Origin of the sequence: Streptomyces sp. 378, assembly GCF_030124145.1 — a bacterium.
Classification (GTDB): domain Bacteria; phylum Actinomycetota; class Actinomycetes; order Streptomycetales; family Streptomycetaceae; genus Streptomyces.
Window position 1 is genome coordinate 57,376 of the sequence record NZ_JASKMS010000005.1, and the last position, 14,360, is coordinate 71,735.

At 72.1% G+C, this 14,360-nt stretch carries 14 protein-coding genes; 2 read left to right on the forward strand and 12 right to left on the reverse strand.

All coding sequences use genetic code 11. The annotated features are described in order from the left end of the window. Positions 1-26: 26 nt before the first annotated feature. The 7 genes from QNO09_RS09020 to glnA form a co-directional block, all read right to left on the reverse strand. Complete coding sequence (locus QNO09_RS09020) at positions 27-1,649, reverse strand: alpha/beta fold hydrolase (RefSeq protein ID WP_283969558.1); 1,623 nt, start codon at positions 1,647-1,649, stop codon at positions 27-29. A gap of 40 nt (positions 1,650-1,689) precedes the next feature. Continuing rightward, on the reverse strand, positions 1,690-2,274 hold the full coding sequence (gene pspAB, locus QNO09_RS09025) for a PspA-associated protein PspAB (protein WP_283969559.1): 585 nt from the start codon (positions 2,272-2,274) through the stop codon (positions 1,690-1,692). 7 nt (positions 2,275-2,281) lie between these two features. Next, on the reverse strand, positions 2,282-3,196 hold the full coding sequence (htpX, locus tag QNO09_RS09030) for a zinc metalloprotease HtpX (protein WP_283969560.1): 915 nt from the start codon (positions 3,194-3,196) through the stop codon (positions 2,282-2,284). A gap of 98 nt (positions 3,197-3,294) precedes the next feature. Beyond that, positions 3,295-3,666, reverse strand: coding sequence for a cupin domain-containing protein (locus tag QNO09_RS09035; protein ID WP_283969561.1), 372 nt, complete (start codon positions 3,664-3,666; stop codon positions 3,295-3,297). 11 nt (positions 3,667-3,677) lie between these two features. Further along, entirely contained in the window at positions 3,678-4,997 is a 1,320-nt protein-coding gene (locus tag QNO09_RS09040; protein ID WP_283969562.1) for a hypothetical protein, read from the reverse strand. An 88-nt stretch (positions 4,998-5,085) separates the two neighbouring features. After that, positions 5,086-5,349 carry an SCO2583/SCO2584 N-terminal domain-containing protein gene (locus QNO09_RS09045; RefSeq protein ID WP_283969563.1) on the reverse strand — a complete coding sequence of 88 codons (264 nt, stop codon included), beginning with the start codon at positions 5,347-5,349 and terminating at the stop codon, positions 5,086-5,088. 112 nt (positions 5,350-5,461) lie between these two features. Next, positions 5,462-6,871, reverse strand: a complete 1,410-nt coding sequence (gene glnA / locus QNO09_RS09050; RefSeq protein ID WP_283969564.1) for a type I glutamate--ammonia ligase — start codon at positions 6,869-6,871, stop codon at positions 5,462-5,464. A gap of 210 nt (positions 6,872-7,081) precedes the next feature. Here glnA and QNO09_RS09055 point away from each other — a divergent pair, with 210 nt between their 5' ends. Then, positions 7,082-7,549, forward strand: a complete 468-nt coding sequence (locus QNO09_RS09055) for an RDD family protein (RefSeq protein ID WP_283969565.1) — start codon at positions 7,082-7,084, stop codon at positions 7,547-7,549. A 100-nt stretch (positions 7,550-7,649) separates the two neighbouring features. Here the strand turns inward: QNO09_RS09055 and QNO09_RS09060 are convergent, their stop codons facing one another. The 4 genes from QNO09_RS09060 to lipB all read right to left on the reverse strand — a co-directional run bounded on the left by QNO09_RS09060 (position 7,650) and on the right by lipB (position 10,784). After that, the gene (locus tag QNO09_RS09060; protein WP_283969566.1) at positions 7,650-8,351 is read right to left on the reverse strand and encodes a DUF4191 domain-containing protein; all 702 of its coding nucleotides are present in this window, start codon (positions 8,349-8,351) and stop codon (positions 7,650-7,652) included. 75 nt (positions 8,352-8,426) lie between these two features. After that, positions 8,427-8,630, reverse strand: a complete 204-nt coding sequence (locus QNO09_RS09065) for an SCO2195 family GlnR-regulated protein (RefSeq protein ID WP_283969567.1) — start codon at positions 8,628-8,630, stop codon at positions 8,427-8,429. 262 nt (positions 8,631-8,892) lie between these two features. Further along, positions 8,893-9,882, reverse strand: a complete 990-nt coding sequence (lipA, locus tag QNO09_RS09070; protein ID WP_283969568.1) for a lipoyl synthase — start codon at positions 9,880-9,882, stop codon at positions 8,893-8,895. Positions 9,883-9,983: 101 nt separating this feature from the next. Then, positions 9,984-10,784: a lipoyl(octanoyl) transferase LipB gene (gene lipB / locus QNO09_RS09075; RefSeq protein ID WP_283969569.1), complete on the reverse strand. Its 801-nt coding sequence runs from the start codon at positions 10,782-10,784 to the stop codon at positions 9,984-9,986. A 239-nt stretch (positions 10,785-11,023) separates the two neighbouring features. Between lipB and QNO09_RS09080 the strand changes: the two genes are divergently transcribed. Then, positions 11,024-12,502 carry an NsdA family TPR-like regulatory protein gene (locus tag QNO09_RS09080; protein WP_283969570.1) on the forward strand — a complete coding sequence of 493 codons (1,479 nt, stop codon included), beginning with the start codon at positions 11,024-11,026 and terminating at the stop codon, positions 12,500-12,502. Positions 12,503-12,803: 301 nt separating this feature from the next. Here the strand turns inward: QNO09_RS09080 and QNO09_RS09085 are convergent, their stop codons facing one another. Next, entirely contained in the window at positions 12,804-14,210 is a 1,407-nt protein-coding gene (locus QNO09_RS09085; protein ID WP_283969571.1) for an NAD(P)/FAD-dependent oxidoreductase, read from the reverse strand. Between the last annotated feature and the right edge of the window lie 150 nt (positions 14,211-14,360).

A 14,360-nucleotide genomic window follows, 5' to 3' on the forward strand; every position in this document is an offset into this window, starting at 1 on the left:
CACTGACCATCACCCCGTCGCACCCGTCAGGCGTACCGCTCCAGCAGCCCCGCCACATACGCCTCCAGCTGCCCGCCCAGCACCTCCGGCGTCAGATCCGTCCGGCCCAGATCGCGCCAGGGGCGCGCCACCTTCGGCGCGTCGGGGACGTAGGCCAGGGCGTCGAGCAGCCGCCAGTACAGATGCCCGGCGCCGTCGGCCAGGCGCCTGCCGCCCTGTGCCGCGTAGCGCTCCCGGAAGCCGAGGCCGTACTCCGGCCCGTGCAGCAGCGCCAGAGCCGTCGAGCAGTGGGCGACGTCGAGGTCGGCGGGCCCCCAGGAGGTCTCCACCCAGTCGACGACACCGCTGATCCGCAGACCGGCCCCCGAGCCCGTGAACAGGACGTTCCCCGGGTGGAAGTCCCGGTGCAGGAAGCAGCCGTCGTACGGCGGGGGATCGCGGCGGATGACGTCCACGGCCCGCTCCCAGCCCGGGGGGACCGCAGCCGGCGACGTCCACGCCTGGTAGGCCCGCGGACGCTCCCGGGGGACGATCCGGTGGATCCGGGCCAGCTGGGCCGCCAGCAGGTCCACCCGCGCGTCGAGTTCCTCCTCGTCGACCCGCACCCGCCCCGGCAGTACGGACATCAGCAGGGACGGATGGTCGCAGTGCTCGCCGGTCGCGTCCACGCCGATCAACTCGGCGGCCGGTACGCCCCGCTGCCGCGCGAGCAGCGTGAGGATCTCCGCCTCGCGGGCCAGCAGCCCGGGCGCGTGCCGCCGGAAGAAGGGCCGCACGAAGGTCCGCAGTGCCAGCTCCGTGCCGTCGTCGAGAGTGAGCCGCCGCATCTGGGCGCTCCAACCCCCGCTCAGGAAGGCCGACTTGTCGATCGTACGGCCCTCCGGGAGCTGCTTGGACACCCACGCGCGGGTCGCCGTCCAGCCGTGGTCTCCGAGCCCGGTCAGGACGGCGGTGGCGAACTCCCGTCGGTCGTCGGGATGGTCGCGGAACCACAGGGCCAACCGGTGCTGCGCCCGCGGGATTTCACGGTGGGTGAACTGCGCGCGCCGGGCCAGCGCCTCCGAGCAGGCCTGCGTCACGGCGGGCGGGATGACCTCGTCCGTGGCCGGAACCACGAGCACCGCCCGTCCCTCGTACGCCCGCAGGACGTCGAGCGCGGGTGCCGCACGCCAGCTTCCGGGCGTGCGGATGATCTCGCTGAACCGCCCGTCCCCCTCGCCGAACGGCACGTCCCACGCCTCCGCCGCGTACACCGCCGGCGCGCACAGCCCCAGGGCCGCCACCCGGTTCCCGTAGTGCCGGACGAGATCGGCCACCGTCTGGCCGCTCATGCTGAATCCGACCAGGACCAGCGGCCCGTCCCCGCGCGCGTGCGCGTCGATGACGGAAACGGCCTGCTCGAAGCGGCGGCGCAGGCTCAGCTCCCGCAGCAGGCCGGTGCTCTCCCCGTGCCCCGAGAAGTCGAAGGCGAGAGCATGGCAGCCGTGTGCGGCGAACTCCGTCAGCAGCGGCACCAGCCGCTCCTTGCTACCGCGGCCGGCGCCGTGCAGCAGGACGGCCGTGGCCCGGGCGCGCTCACCGGTGCCGGTGGACAGACCGCTGAGTCGTTCGCCTCCGATGGTGTGGGTGAAAGGGACCAGCTCACTCATACGGCCATTCACTCACGCGGCCACAGCCCGCGAGGGGCGTTCACAGCCCGGGCGCTCCCCACACCGGGAACCAGCGGCTCAGATCCGGCTCGATACGCAGATCGCCGGCGAGCGCGGACCGCACCTGGAGTTCGAGAGCGTTGTCGCGCCGCTGAGTCCCGTCCGGCAGGGGCGCGAACGGGTAGAACGTGCCGCGCTTGTAGAGGTAGACCAGCTCGAGCCGCCGGCCGGAGAGGTTCTCGAACCCGGCGAGGGAGCACAGCAGCTGCGGGCCGAACCCGTTGGCCTCCAGCTGGCTGTTCACGGCGTGCAGATCGTTCACCAGCGCGGAGAGCCGGTCCGGGGCGCGGCGCGAGACCAGCCAGGAGTAGCCGTAGTCGTCCTGCCGCAGTTCCACCGGCGAGCCGTCCCGGTCGGTGTCGGCGTCCAGCAGGGCCCGCACCTCGCGGTGGGACTCCTCGAACGCCGCGCCCTCGACCGTGGCGAAGCAGACCGCGCCCCGCCCGGTCGGTGTGAAGCCCGCGGCGGCCTCCAGCGTCACGGCCGCCGAGGGCAGCGCGAAGAGCCGGTCGAGATCCGCGACGACCGGTTTCGTCCGGCCGAGCAGGATGTCCAGCAGCCCCATGCTCCGCTCACGCTCCTCCGGGTGCCGCCTCGCCGAGTTCGACGGAGATCCGGCCCAGTTCGGCGAGCCGCTGCTCCAGGCTCGGGTGGGTCGAGAAGTACCGCGCGATGCCGGGCTCGCGGCCCAGCGCCGGCGTGAAGTAGAAGGCGTTGAAGGCCTGGGCGGTGCGCAGGTCCTTGGTGGGGATGCGGGCGATGTCGCCGGAGACCTTGGTGAGCGCGGAGGCCAGCGCCGAGGGCCGTCCGGTGAGCTGGGCGGCCGCCCGGTCCGCGGCCAGTTCCCGGTACCGGGACAGGGCCCGGATCAGCAGGAAGCTGATCGCGTACACGGCCGCCGACACGCCCATCACCGCGGCGAAGACGGCAGCGGTGTTCTGGTCCCTCCGGCCCCCGCCGAACAGCTGCGAGTAGAAGGCGAACCGCACGATCAGCCCCGCGAGCACACCGAGGAACGACGCGACGGTGATCACGGCGACGTCCTTGTGCGCCACGTGTGACAACTCGTGCGCGAGCACGCCCTCCAGCTCGGCCGGCTCCAGCCGACGCAGCAGCCCGGTCGTCACGCACACCACCGCGTGGTCCGGGTTCCGCCCGGTCGCGAACGCGTTCGGCATGTCCATACCCGACACGGCGACGATCGGCTTGGGCATGTCGGCCAGGGCGCACAGCCGGTCGATCACGGCGTGCAGCTCGGGATACTCCTCCCGCTCCACGACCCGCCCACGCATGGCGTACAGCGCGATCCGGTCCGAGAACCAGTACTGCGCGCCGAGCAGCGCCACCGCGATCACCACGACCAGCACCCACGACTTCAGCAGCACGATCAACGCGGCGACGAACCCCACGTACAACAACCCGAGCAGGAACAGCGTGACCCCCATACGGGTGGTCAACCGCCGGTCGCTCCGGAAGCGGCTGTGCATCTGCATCACCCCGCAGCTCACGCACTCGTCCCACCACCAGTGTGCACCCGGCCCTCCCCATGAACGGGTCGCGATCGGCCCCAGGACCGGCAAACCCGTCAGCCGTGCCGGGCCACCGCGTACCCGGGCACGGACGGCCACCGCACCGTCAGCACGACCGACTCCTCCTCCGCGACCCACGAGTGGTCGACGCCGCGCCCCCACACGACGTAGTCGCCCTGCCGCTCCAGGAGCACACTGCGACCGGGAAGCTCCACGCGGAAACGCCCGCTGACGAGCACCAGCAGCGCGGTGCGTGCCTCCCCCCGCACCCACTCCGCCCGTTCGTCCCCCCGGGGATGAACCCCCCACTTGATCTCCACGGCCTCACTGTGCCGCGGATCCCCGACGTCCTTGAAATGCCCGAGGAGCCATCCCCGGTCCAGCGCGGCATCCTTGCCGGCGTTGCCCACGTACACGCTGTCACTCACACCGGCGGACGCTAGCAGCAGCCTCCGGGCCCGACAGGGAGCCGCACGACCCGGCCCCGCGCCTGTGCCAGCCGGTGCGCGGCGATCCGTACATGCCGGGGCCGCTCCGGCGCGAGGCGCTCGGTCAGCCACGCCTCGGGCAGCAGGGCCGCGGACGGCAGGAGAGTGGCCGTGACCTCGCGTACGACGCCCGGCGCGGGGTCGTCGAGAAGCGGCCGCAGGTCCTCCACGACCGTCACGTCCAGTGTCCGCAGACCCGCCACCGCCCGGGCCCGTACCGCCGGCACGCCGTGGGTGAGCAACGGCCGCAGCAACCCGGCGTCGCCGCGCTCCCCGCACTCCGCCAGGCCGATGACCGCGCCGGGCGGCAGCGCCGGGTCTGCCGCCGCCGCGCATCGCTGCCGGTACCAGGGCAGGGGATCCGTCCCGTGCTGCCGTACGACGTACCGCGCACAGGCCCGCACCAGGGCCGACCGGTCGGCCAGGAACTCCAGCGCCCGCCCGGGTCGCCCGGCCCGCCGCAGGGCCGTGACCCCGGCGGACCGGGCCCGCGGGTTGCGGGCGGCGAGCAGCGGTTCGAGTACGTCGGCGCAGTCGCCGTCCTCGCGCACGGCGGCCAGGGCCGCCCCGGCGCACAGGTCCTGGACGACGACGTCGTCGTCCCGGGCGGCGGCACGGGCGAGCCGGACGGGGGAGAGCAGGGACTTCTCGGCGGCCAGCCGGTACGCGAATCGTCGTACGGCGCGCTCCGGGTGGAGGAGCAGGGAGGAGAGCGCTGTGTGCGGCGCCCGGCTGAGCATCGCGCCGAGCAGTTCGACGCCATACGCTCCCCGCTCGCGGCGGCCGACGCGCAGGATCAGGGGCGCGAGCGCGACACCGGTGCGTCCGTCCAGGTCCGACCGCAGCAGTTCCCGGGCCCTCTCACGCACCGGCGCGGCCCAGTCCGCGGCGCGCACAACCATCAGCGGCAGCAGCGCGGGGCGGTCCGCGATCCGGGCGAGCGCCGCTTCACGGGTCCGGCCGTCCGGGTGGCAGAGCGCCACGGCGAGCCGGGCCTCGACCGAGGCCGCGGAGACGGGCTCCGGATACCACCGGGACGACCGGAACAGCCGGCGCACTCCCGGCCGCCCAGGCGACGCGGTCGCCCCGTCCAGCCCCTCCACCCATGCCCGGTCCGGCAGATTCCCGCCCCCGTACCGGCCCCACGCCCGCACGCCCGCGTCGAGCCCGGTCCAGGCGGCCGGATCGGCGACGTCGAGCACCTCGCCGAGAAGCGCCCCCCTTGCCAGCCGCGCAGCGGCCGCTTCTCCGCTGCGGATGTCCTCGTTCATGCCCGCCCCCCGCCCCACCTGCCGTTTCGAGGGATCGTAGGGCCTGCGGAGCGCGGCCGGCGCGTGACATGGCGCCGGACGTGCCCTGCTACGGCGCCCTGAAGTCGAGGTACCCCAGCAGCAGGATCACCGCCACCACGCAGCCCAGCACCACGGCGGTCGAGATCCAGGGGGAGCGGTGGCGGGACGAGACGTTTTCAGGTTCGGGGCGGAACGGCACGGGTCCGGGCGGGTTTTCCTTCCAGCGCGCGGCGAGCATACGAGCCCTGGCGGAGGGCTCCTTGTGCTCGGCCCCGTCCGCCCATCCGAGGTCGAACTCGCGCTCCTGGTCGTCCTGTCCGTGCTGGGACATGCCTGCTCCACACCCCCGTGTAGTCCTGCCCCAAGAATAGAACATACGCCCGCGCCCCCGCTGTCGGAAAGGACAGCGGGGGCGCGGGCGTCATGCCTCGATCAGGCGTCGATCACACGTCGAAGTACAGCTCGAACTCGTGCGGGTGCGGACGCAGCTGCAGCGGCGCGATCTCGTTCGCGCGCTTGAAGTCGATCCACGTCTCGATCAGGTCCGGGGTGAACACGTCGCCCTGGAGCAGGAACTCGTGGTCGGCCTCCAGGCGGTCCAGGACCGCGCCGAGGGAGGTCGGGACCTGCGCGACGTTCGCGTGCTCCTCGGGAGCCAGCTCGTACAGGTCCTTGTCGATCGGCTCGGCGGGCTCGATCTTGTTCTTGATGCCGTCCAGGCCTGCCAGCAGCAGCGCCGAGAAGGCCAGGTACGGGTTGCCGGAGGCGTCGGGCGCGCGGAACTCCACGCGCTTGGCCTTCGGGTTCGAGCCCGTGATCGGGATACGCATCGCGGCGGAACGGTTGCGCTGCGAGTACACCAGGTTCACCGGAGCCTCGAAGCCCGGCACCAGGCGGTGGTACGAGTTCACCGTCGGGTTGGTGAAGGCCAGCAGCGACGGGGCGTGCTTGAGGATGCCGCCGATGTAGTAGCGGGCGGTGTCCGACAGGCCCGCGTAACCGGCCTCGTCATAGAAGAGCGGCTGGCCGCCGGTCCACAGCGACTGGTGGACGTGCATGCCCGAGCCGTTGTCACCGAAGATCGGCTTCGGCATGAAGGTCGCGGTCTTGCCGTTGCGCCAGGCCACGTTCTTCACGATGTACTTGAAGAGCTGCAGGTCGTCGGCCGCGGCGAGCAGCGTGTTGAACTTGTAGTTGATCTCGGCCTGGCCGGCGGTGCCCACCTCGTGGTGCTGGCGCTCGACCTGCAGGCCGGCCCGGTTCAGCTCCAGGGAGATCTCGGCGCGCAGGTCGGCGAAGTGGTCGACCGGCGGGACCGGGAAGTAGCCGCCCTTGTAGCGGACCTTGTAACCACGGTTGTCCTCCAGGGCGCCGGTGTTCCAGGCGCCGGCCTCGGAGTCGATGTGGTAGAAGGACTCGTTCGCGCTGGTCGCGAAGCGGACGGAGTCGAAGACGTAGAACTCGGCCTCGGGACCGAAGTACGCGGTGTCGGCGATACCGGTCGAGGCGAGGTAGGCCTCGGCCTTCTTCGCCACGTTGCGCGGGTCACGGGAGTACTGCTCGCCCGTGATCGGGTCGTGGATGAAGAAGTTGATGTTCAGCGTCTTGTCACGGCGGAACGGGTCGACCCGGGCGGTCGTGAGGTCCGCGCGCAGCGCCATGTCGGACTCGTGAATGGCCTGGAAACCCCGGATCGAGGAGCCGTCGAAGGCCAGCTCCTCGTCGGCGTCGAACGCCTCCGCAGGCACCGTGAAGTGCTGCATCACGCCCGGGAGGTCGCAGAAGCGGACGTCGATGAACTTGACGTCCTCGTCCGCGATGAACTTCTTGGCCTCGTCGGCGTTCTGGAACATCCAGCTCCTCCTACTCCCGACCGTCCCGCCGGGGTGGTAGTTCGTTCGTGCGGCCAGTGCGGGTGGCACACGCTGACCTCGACCCTAGGGACGGGTGGTTTCTCTGGCGTGACTCATTTGTTTCGCACAAGTTAACCGGCTCCCGCTCCACCCTAGCCCGGACACACCCCGCCGTGCCCTGGGCATTTGCGGGCGCAGTACCGTGGACGGGTGGACAACAGGCAAGCACTCGGATCGTGGCTTTCCGGGCCCCGCGCGGCCGCGGAAGAGGCCGGTGTCGACTTCGGATACCGGGGCGAGCAACTCGGTCTGCCCGAGGAAGGGTCCGGTTCGATCGCCCGCCCGGACCGCCGGCTGGTCGCCCTCGCCGTCGACTGGGGCCTGTGCCTCCTGATCGCATACGGTCTCGTCACCCAGAGCTACAACGAGGCGGCCCAGATCTGGGCGCCGCTCATCATGTTCGCGCTGATGGTCCTCACGCTCGGCACGGTCGGCTGCACCCCGGGCAAGCGCCTCCTCGGTCTGCGGGTGCTGGCCCTGGACACCGGCCGGGTCAGCCCGTGGCGCGCCGCACTGCGCACGGTCCTGCTCTTCCTCGCGATCCCGGCCCTGATCTGGGACCGCGACGGCCGCGGGCTGCACGACCGGCTGGCGGGCACGGTCGAGGTCCGCATCTGACCCCGACCGCGCCAGGAACCGAGAACGACGCGCCAGGAACCGAGAACGAGGGGCGCCCGGATCGATCCGGGCGCCCCTCGTCCATGTCGTGTGCGGGGTGTCAGCGCGCCTTCGGCCCGCCCTTGGGCAGCCGCATGCCCTTCGGCATCGGACCCTTCGGCAGCGGCATGTTGCTCATCAGGTCACCGAGGGCGCGCAGCCGGTCGTTGGTGGACGTCACCTGGGGGCCGGTCAGTACGCGCGGGAGCTTCAGCATGGTGGTCCGCAGCTTCTTCAGCTCGACCTGACCCTCGCCCGTGCCCACGAGCAGGTCGTGCACCGGGACGTCCGCCACGATGCGGTTCATCTTCCGCTTCTCGGCGGCCACCAGGGTCTTCACCCGGTTCGGGTTGCCCTCGGCGATCAGCACGATGCCGGCCTTGCCGACCGCGCGGTGCACCACGTCCTGGTTGCGGTTCATCGCCACCGCGGGGGTCGTCGTCCAGCCACGGCCGATGTTGTCCAGCACCGCCGCGGCGGCACCGGGCTGTCCCTCCATCTGCCCGAAGGCGGCCCGCTCGGCCCGGCGCCCGAACACGATCGCCGACGCGAGGAAGGCGAGCAGGAGGCCCAGGATGCCGAGATAGATGGGGTGACCGATCAAGAAACCGATCGCGAGGAAGACACCGAAGGTGACGATTCCGACTGCCGCGAGTACAAGACCGATCTTCTTGTCGGCCCTGCGGGTCATCTTGTAGGTCAGAGCGATCTGCTTCAGTCGCCCGGGGTTCGCAGCGTCCGCTGCGGGTTCCTTCCTCGCCATGCCACGAAGTCTACGTGGCCCCACAAGCGCCGACGACGGCAGTGTCCGCCGGGGCCCCTGGAGGAGGGCCGGAAGTCAGGGGTGGACGGACAGGGACTGCTCGATGACGCGCTGCGCCTCGACCCGGTCCTTGGCGCGACGACGGTCCTCCAGCACGGAGGTCCAGGCGTTGCGGCGGGCGGTGCGCTGACCGCTGCTCATCAGCAGTGACTCCACGGCGCGCAGGGCGGTCGTGAAGGACGGAATCGCGGTGGCGCGGACGGGCGGCGCGGCCTGCATGGGTGAGGTCCCCCCTCGGGTGCGGGTGTACGTGCTGTGAGTTCAGCGTCACTGATTGGTGTTACCAGGGCGTGACCGGCCGGTCAAACACCCATGAAGCCCCGGCGCGCAGTGGTGGAACGCCGACGCGGTCCTGACATGTGCCCTCATCTGCGAGGACGGTCAGGACCGCGTCAAATCGGTCACTACCGGCGAGTAGTCTCTTGTGCGCGAATTCACACGCTTGTCCCGCCCCCGCGTGGGCAGGGGTGGTGGCGGTCCGTCAGACGGCCTGTGCCGCGACGTGCCCGTCCTCCCGCCGCGGAGCGGCCGAATGACGCTGCTCCATGGCCATCCCGTAGAGCCGCCCGGCGCGGTACGAGGAGCGCACCAGCGGCCCGGACATCACGCCGGAGAAGCCGATCTGCTCGGCCTCCTCCTTCAGCTCGACGAACTCCTGCGGCTTGACCCAGCGCTCCACCGGGTGGTGACGCACGGAGGGCCGCAGATACTGCGTGATGGTGACCAGCTCGCAGCCCGCCTCGTGCAGCTGCTGCAACGCGTCGCTGACCTCCTCGCGGGTCTCGCCCATGCCGAGGATCAGGTTCGACTTGGTGACCAGCCCGTAGTCGCGGGCCTCGGTGATCACCTTCAGGGAGCGCTCGTAGCGGAAGCCGGGGCGGATGCGCTTGAAGATCCGCGGGACCGTCTCGACGTTGTGCGCGAAGACCTCGGGCCGGGAGGAGAAGACCTCCGCCAGCTGCTCGGGGATCGCGTTGAAGTCCGGGGCCAGCAGCTCGACCTTCGTCCGGCCGGCCTCGCGGCCCGCGGTCTGCTGGTGGATCTGGCGCACGGTCTCGGCGTACAGCCAGGCGCCGCCGTCCTCCAGGTCGTCGCGGGCGACGCCGGTGATCGTGGCGTAGTTCAGGTCCATCGTGACCACGGACTCGCCGACGCGGCGGGGCTCGTCGCGGTCGAGCGCCTCGGGCTTGCCGGTGTCGATCTGGCAGAAGTCACAGCGCCGGGTGCACTGGTCGCCGCCGATGAGGAAGGTCGCCTCGCGGTCCTCCCAGCACTCGTAGATGTTGGGGCAGCCGGCTTCCTGGCAGACCGTGTGCAGGCCCTCGCTCTTCACGAGCTTCTGCATCGCGGTGTACTCGGGGCCCATTTTCGCCCGGGTCTTGATCCACTCGGGCTTGCGCTCGATGGGGGTCTGGCTGTTGCGGACCTCCAGGCGCAGCATCTTGCGTCCGTCGGGTGCGACTGCGGACACGACCGGCTCCCTAGCGATTGATTCTTCGGCGTCCTCAAGGGTACGCCCGTTGATTTGAATGCCTGTGTGGCGCTACCCCTCCAGCTCCGCCACGGGCCGTTTTATGCCGCCGGCGTCTTCTCGATCTCGCGCGGCTTCGGCTCCGCGTGCTCCAGGACCTCCCGCAGATGGCGTTCGACCACCGGCAGGACCTCCTCGATCGTCACGTCCCGGCCGAGCTCGCCGGCCAGCGAGGCGACGCCCGCGTCGCGGATGCCGCACGGGATGATCCGGTCGAACCACTTGTTGTCGGGGTTCACGTTGAGCGCGAAGCCATGCATCGTGACGCCCTTGGCCACCCGGATGCCGATCGCGGCGATCTTGCGGTCCTCGCGGCGCTGGCCCGCGTTGGACGGCGCGTACTCGGGGCCGTTCATGCGCGGGTCGAACTCCTCGTCGTGCAGCCGGGGGTCGAAGTCCAGCGACAGTCCGCCGAGCGCGGGGCGCCGCTCGACCGGGTCGCCCAGGATCCACACGCCGCTGCGGCCCTCGACCCGGCTGGTCTCCAGGCCGAAGTCCGCGCAGGTACGGATCAGGGCCTCTTCGAGGCGGCGTACGTGCGCCACGACGTCCACCGGGCGCGGGAGCTTCTGGATCGGGTAGCCCACCAGCTGGCCGGGGCCGTGCCAGGTGATCTTGCCGCCGCGGTCCACGTCGATGACCGGCGTGCCGTCGAGGGGCCGTTCGTCGTCCGCCGTGCGCCGCCCGGCCGTGTAGACCGGCGGGTGCTCCAGGAGCAGTACGGTGTCGGGGACCTCGTCCGCGAAGCGCGCCGCGTGCACCCGGCGCTGCTCGTCCCACGCCTCCTGGTACTCGACGGCCTCGTCACCGAACCCCATGCGGACGAACCGCAACTCACTCACGGCAAGCGCCTCCCTCGGACGGGTGTGTAAGGCACGTATCGCGCCCAAGCCACTGTACGTCCGGTCCGGACGCGTCAGTCCCGGGACCAATCCTCACACGATCGGATGAATGTCCGCCAAAATGTGTGATGGGGTGCTTACTCTCCGCTACATTCGCGCCGTTCGGCAAGGCATAAGGCCTGCTCACAGGCAATCCCGCGCACATCACGAAGGCCGTAAGGCAGGAGACCGCACCGCAGATGACGGAACGACCCGCGCAGCGCACCCCCAACCGACAGCTCGCCGCGCTCATCGCAGAAGCGGGGTTCTCCAACGCGGGACTCGCCCGTCGCGTGGACCAGCTCGGTCTCGAACACGGGCTCGACCTCAGATACGACAAGACCTCCGTCACCCGGTGGCTGCGCGGTCAGCAGCCCCGTGGCACCACCCCCGCCCTGATCGCCGAGGTCTTCACCCGGCGCCTGGGCCGCCGCCTCACCGCCCAGGACCTCGGCCTGGACGCCTGCGCCCCCGTCTACGCGGGGCTGGAGTTCGCCGCCACCCCCGAGGAGGCCGTCGACATCGTCAGCGGGCTGTGGCGCAAGGACTCCGGCAGCCACGCCGAGCTCCGCAAGATCGCCTTCACCCCGGCCGGGCTCGTGGTGCCCAGCCGCGACTGGCTGATCGGCCGCGCCGACGAGAAGGTCGCCCGGGGCGAGCCGGCCGCCGCCCGCATCCCGGCGCAGGGCCGCCCCCTCCTGCGCCCCACGGCCCCGTCCGAGCAGGGCGTGCCGTCCCTACCCCGCCAGCGCGGCCAGGCCGAACGCGGCCCCGGCCAGAAGGTCACCACCGGCGACATCGCCGCCCTGCGCTCGGTCGGGGAGCTGTTCCGCACCCTCGACGACGCCTACGGCGGCGGCCACGCCCGCCAGGCCCTCGTGCGCTACCTGGAGCACGAGTGCGAGCCCATGCTGCGCGGCACCTACGGGGAGCAGACCGGCCGCCGGCTGTTCGCGGCCGCCGCCGACCTGACCCGGCTCGCAGGCTGGACCTCGTACGACATCGCCGCGCACGGTCTCGCCCAGCGCTACTTCGTGCAGGCGCTGCGGCTCGCCCAGGCGGCCGGGGACCGGACGTACGGCGCCTATGTGCTGGTCACCATGAGCCGCCAGGCCGTCTACCTCGGGCACGGGCGGGAGGCCGTCCAGCTCGCCCGCGTGGCCCAGCAGGGCGTCGGCACCTCCGGCCCGCCCGTCGTCCAGGCACTGCTGCACGCCTCCGAGGCGCGCGGACACGGCGTGCTCGGCGAGGTCCGGGCCTGCACCGCGGCCCTGGTCCGCGCCGAACGCGCCCTGGAGACGGCCCGGCCCGGCGACGACGTGCCGCACTGGGCGAGGTTCTTCGACGAGGCACAGCTCGCCGACGAGTTCGGCCACTGCCACCGCGACCTTCAGCAGTTCCGCGCCGCGGCCCAGCACGCGGAACGTTCCCTGCAGCTGCGGGCCCCGTCCTACGCCCGCAGCCGCCTCTTCTGCCGGATCGTCCTGGCCACCGCCCGCCTGGGCCTCGGTGAACTCGACCAGGCCTGCCAGCTCGCCGCGGAAGCGGCGGGCCAGGCGGCCGAGATGCGCTCGGTCCGGGCGGTGGAGTACGTGAGGGACTTCGAGCGGCGCCTGGAGCCGTACAAGGACGCGGCCCCGGTGCGCACGTACCGGGACAAGGTGGCGGCCCTCGGGTAGAAGGGCTCAGGGGCGCGGAGCACCGCGCGCACCACGACGATGCACCCGCGCCCGACGAGCCTGCTGCGGCGCTCGTGCCGCGGCAGGCCACGTTTGCCCGTCAAGGAGCGGCGTCCGGTGCGTGCTCTGGGGGTCCCCCCCTGCTCGAAGAGCTTGGGGGAGTGCCGGGTGCAAGCCCTCGTACCGGGTGTACTTGGGCTTGTGCCCGGTGCGGCGGTGGGGGCCCCTCCCGTTCGAGCGAAGCCGAGAACGGGGGAGCGTGCCGGGCGTCGCGACGGGGCGAACGTTGCGTGCTGCGGCGCTAGGCAGCCCGCGGCACGGTCGGCAGCGGGTCGGCAGCGTGCATCGACCGCCCCGCCCCCAAGTCCGTCAGAATCGCCGCCGACGCCCGATGCCCGGAGTGCAGAGCGCCCTGGACCGTACTGGTGTCCCGGTGATCCCCGCACACGTACAGGCCCGCAAGCAAGCGCACCGGCCGCCGCAGGTCGTGCGGCGGCCGCATCGCCGGCACCGCCTCGGCCGTGTGGTGCACGGCCAGCGTCTCCCACCGGGCCGTCGACACCCCGTACAGCCGCGCCAGATGCATGCGCACCGCCGTGTCGACGTCCCCCGGCGGCCGTCCCAGCACCGTCGAGGACACCAGCGCCCGTCCCGCCGGCGCCCGGGACGGATCGACCCGGCTGATCACCGCCGTATGGGCGACCGGCCCGCCCAGGTCCGCGTCGAGCAGCAGCGACGCCTCCGTCTCGGGCGGCTCGTCGGTCGTGTGGTGCACCACCGTCACCGGATGGAACTCCGGCACCCGAAGGCCCGGCAACAGCTCCGCCGCGGCCCGGGCGTCCGTCGCCACCAGCACCGCCCGGCACCGGATCTCGCCGTGCTCGGCGGTGGTCACCGAGGTCGTCGAGACGGAGGTGACGCGCACGCCGGTGTGCACCGTGCCCGGCGGCAGTGTGCGCGCGAGCAGCTCCGGCAGGGCCTCGGCACCGCCCTCCGGCAGGCACAGCCGGCCCCGGGCGAAGGAACGCAGCGCGAGGTCCGCGCACCGGCTGGAGGTCGTCAGGCCCGGGTCGCACAGCAGGGCGGCGAGCAGCGGACGCAGAAAGCCGTCGATCGTACGGGCGGGCAGCCCGCGTGCCGCCAGGGCCTCACCGGCGGGCAACTCCGGGCGGGCCAGCAGCCGTTCGGCGGGTGTGCCCGCCAGCCGGGTCAGGGCGGCACCCAGCCGGGCCTGGTCGACCGCCGTGCCGAGCGGGGCACCGGACCGGCTCCGGGGGACGGAGACCTGTCGTCCGGGCACGGCCACCGGCCGCCTGAGCGGCCTGGGCGCGGACGGCGGCCGGGGAACAGTCGCCAGGGCGCGCACCGCGTGCAGTGCGCCCCGTGCGCCCCCCGCGCCCGGCTGGACGCCGGCCCGGTGGTGGCGTCCGTCGCCGTGCAGCAGCACGCCGGGCGCGAAGGGCCGCAGCACCAGCCCGTCGAGACCCGGCGTGCGCCGTAGTTCCGGATACGCCGTCGACAGCAACTGGCCGACCCGGTCGAGTCGGAAGCCGTCGATCTTCTCCGTCGCCATCCTGCCGCCGACCCCATGGGCGGCCTCCAGGACCATGGTCGTCACTCCTGCGCGGGTCAGCCGGTGCGCGGCCGAGAGTCCGGCGACCCCGGCCCCCACGACGACCACGTCCGCCTGGTACGCGGGCTCAAGCACGTGCCCCTCCTCGAGGTTGCGCGGGCGCTGGAGACGTCATGCCCTCAACAGGCCGCAGGGATACGCGAGTTCTGGTCGAGGGTAGGGCCGTGATCGGTCAGCGGGAGTCGCGCATGAACAGGGCACGGTCGCACGGCGGTCGCATACGGA

Bases quoted from the DNA above. Each gene is read 5' to 3' on its own strand.
- QNO09_RS09060 (WP_283969566.1), bottom strand. From the start codon at position 8,351: ATGGCGAGGAAGGAACCCGCAGCGGACGCTGCGAACCCCGGGCGACTG.
- QNO09_RS09045 (WP_283969563.1), bottom strand. From the start codon at position 5,349: ATGTCCCAGCACGGACAGGACGACCAGGAGCGCGAGTTCGACCTCGGA.
- htpX (WP_283969560.1), bottom strand. From the start codon at position 3,196: ATGCACAGCCGCTTCCGGAGCGACCGGCGGTTGACCACCCGTATGGGG.
- QNO09_RS09080 (WP_283969570.1), top strand. From the start codon at position 11,024: ATGACGGAACGACCCGCGCAGCGCACCCCCAACCGACAGCTCGCCGCG.
- glnA (WP_283969564.1), bottom strand. From the start codon at position 6,871: ATGTTCCAGAACGCCGACGAGGCCAAGAAGTTCATCGCGGACGAGGAC.
- QNO09_RS09040 (WP_283969562.1), bottom strand. From the start codon at position 4,997: ATGAACGAGGACATCCGCAGCGGAGAAGCGGCCGCTGCGCGGCTGGCA.
- QNO09_RS09065 (WP_283969567.1), bottom strand. From the start codon at position 8,630: ATGCAGGCCGCGCCGCCCGTCCGCGCCACCGCGATTCCGTCCTTCACG.
- QNO09_RS09020 (WP_283969558.1), bottom strand. From the start codon at position 1,649: ATGAGTGAGCTGGTCCCTTTCACCCACACCATCGGAGGCGAACGACTC.
- pspAB (WP_283969559.1), bottom strand. From the start codon at position 2,274: ATGGGGCTGCTGGACATCCTGCTCGGCCGGACGAAACCGGTCGTCGCG.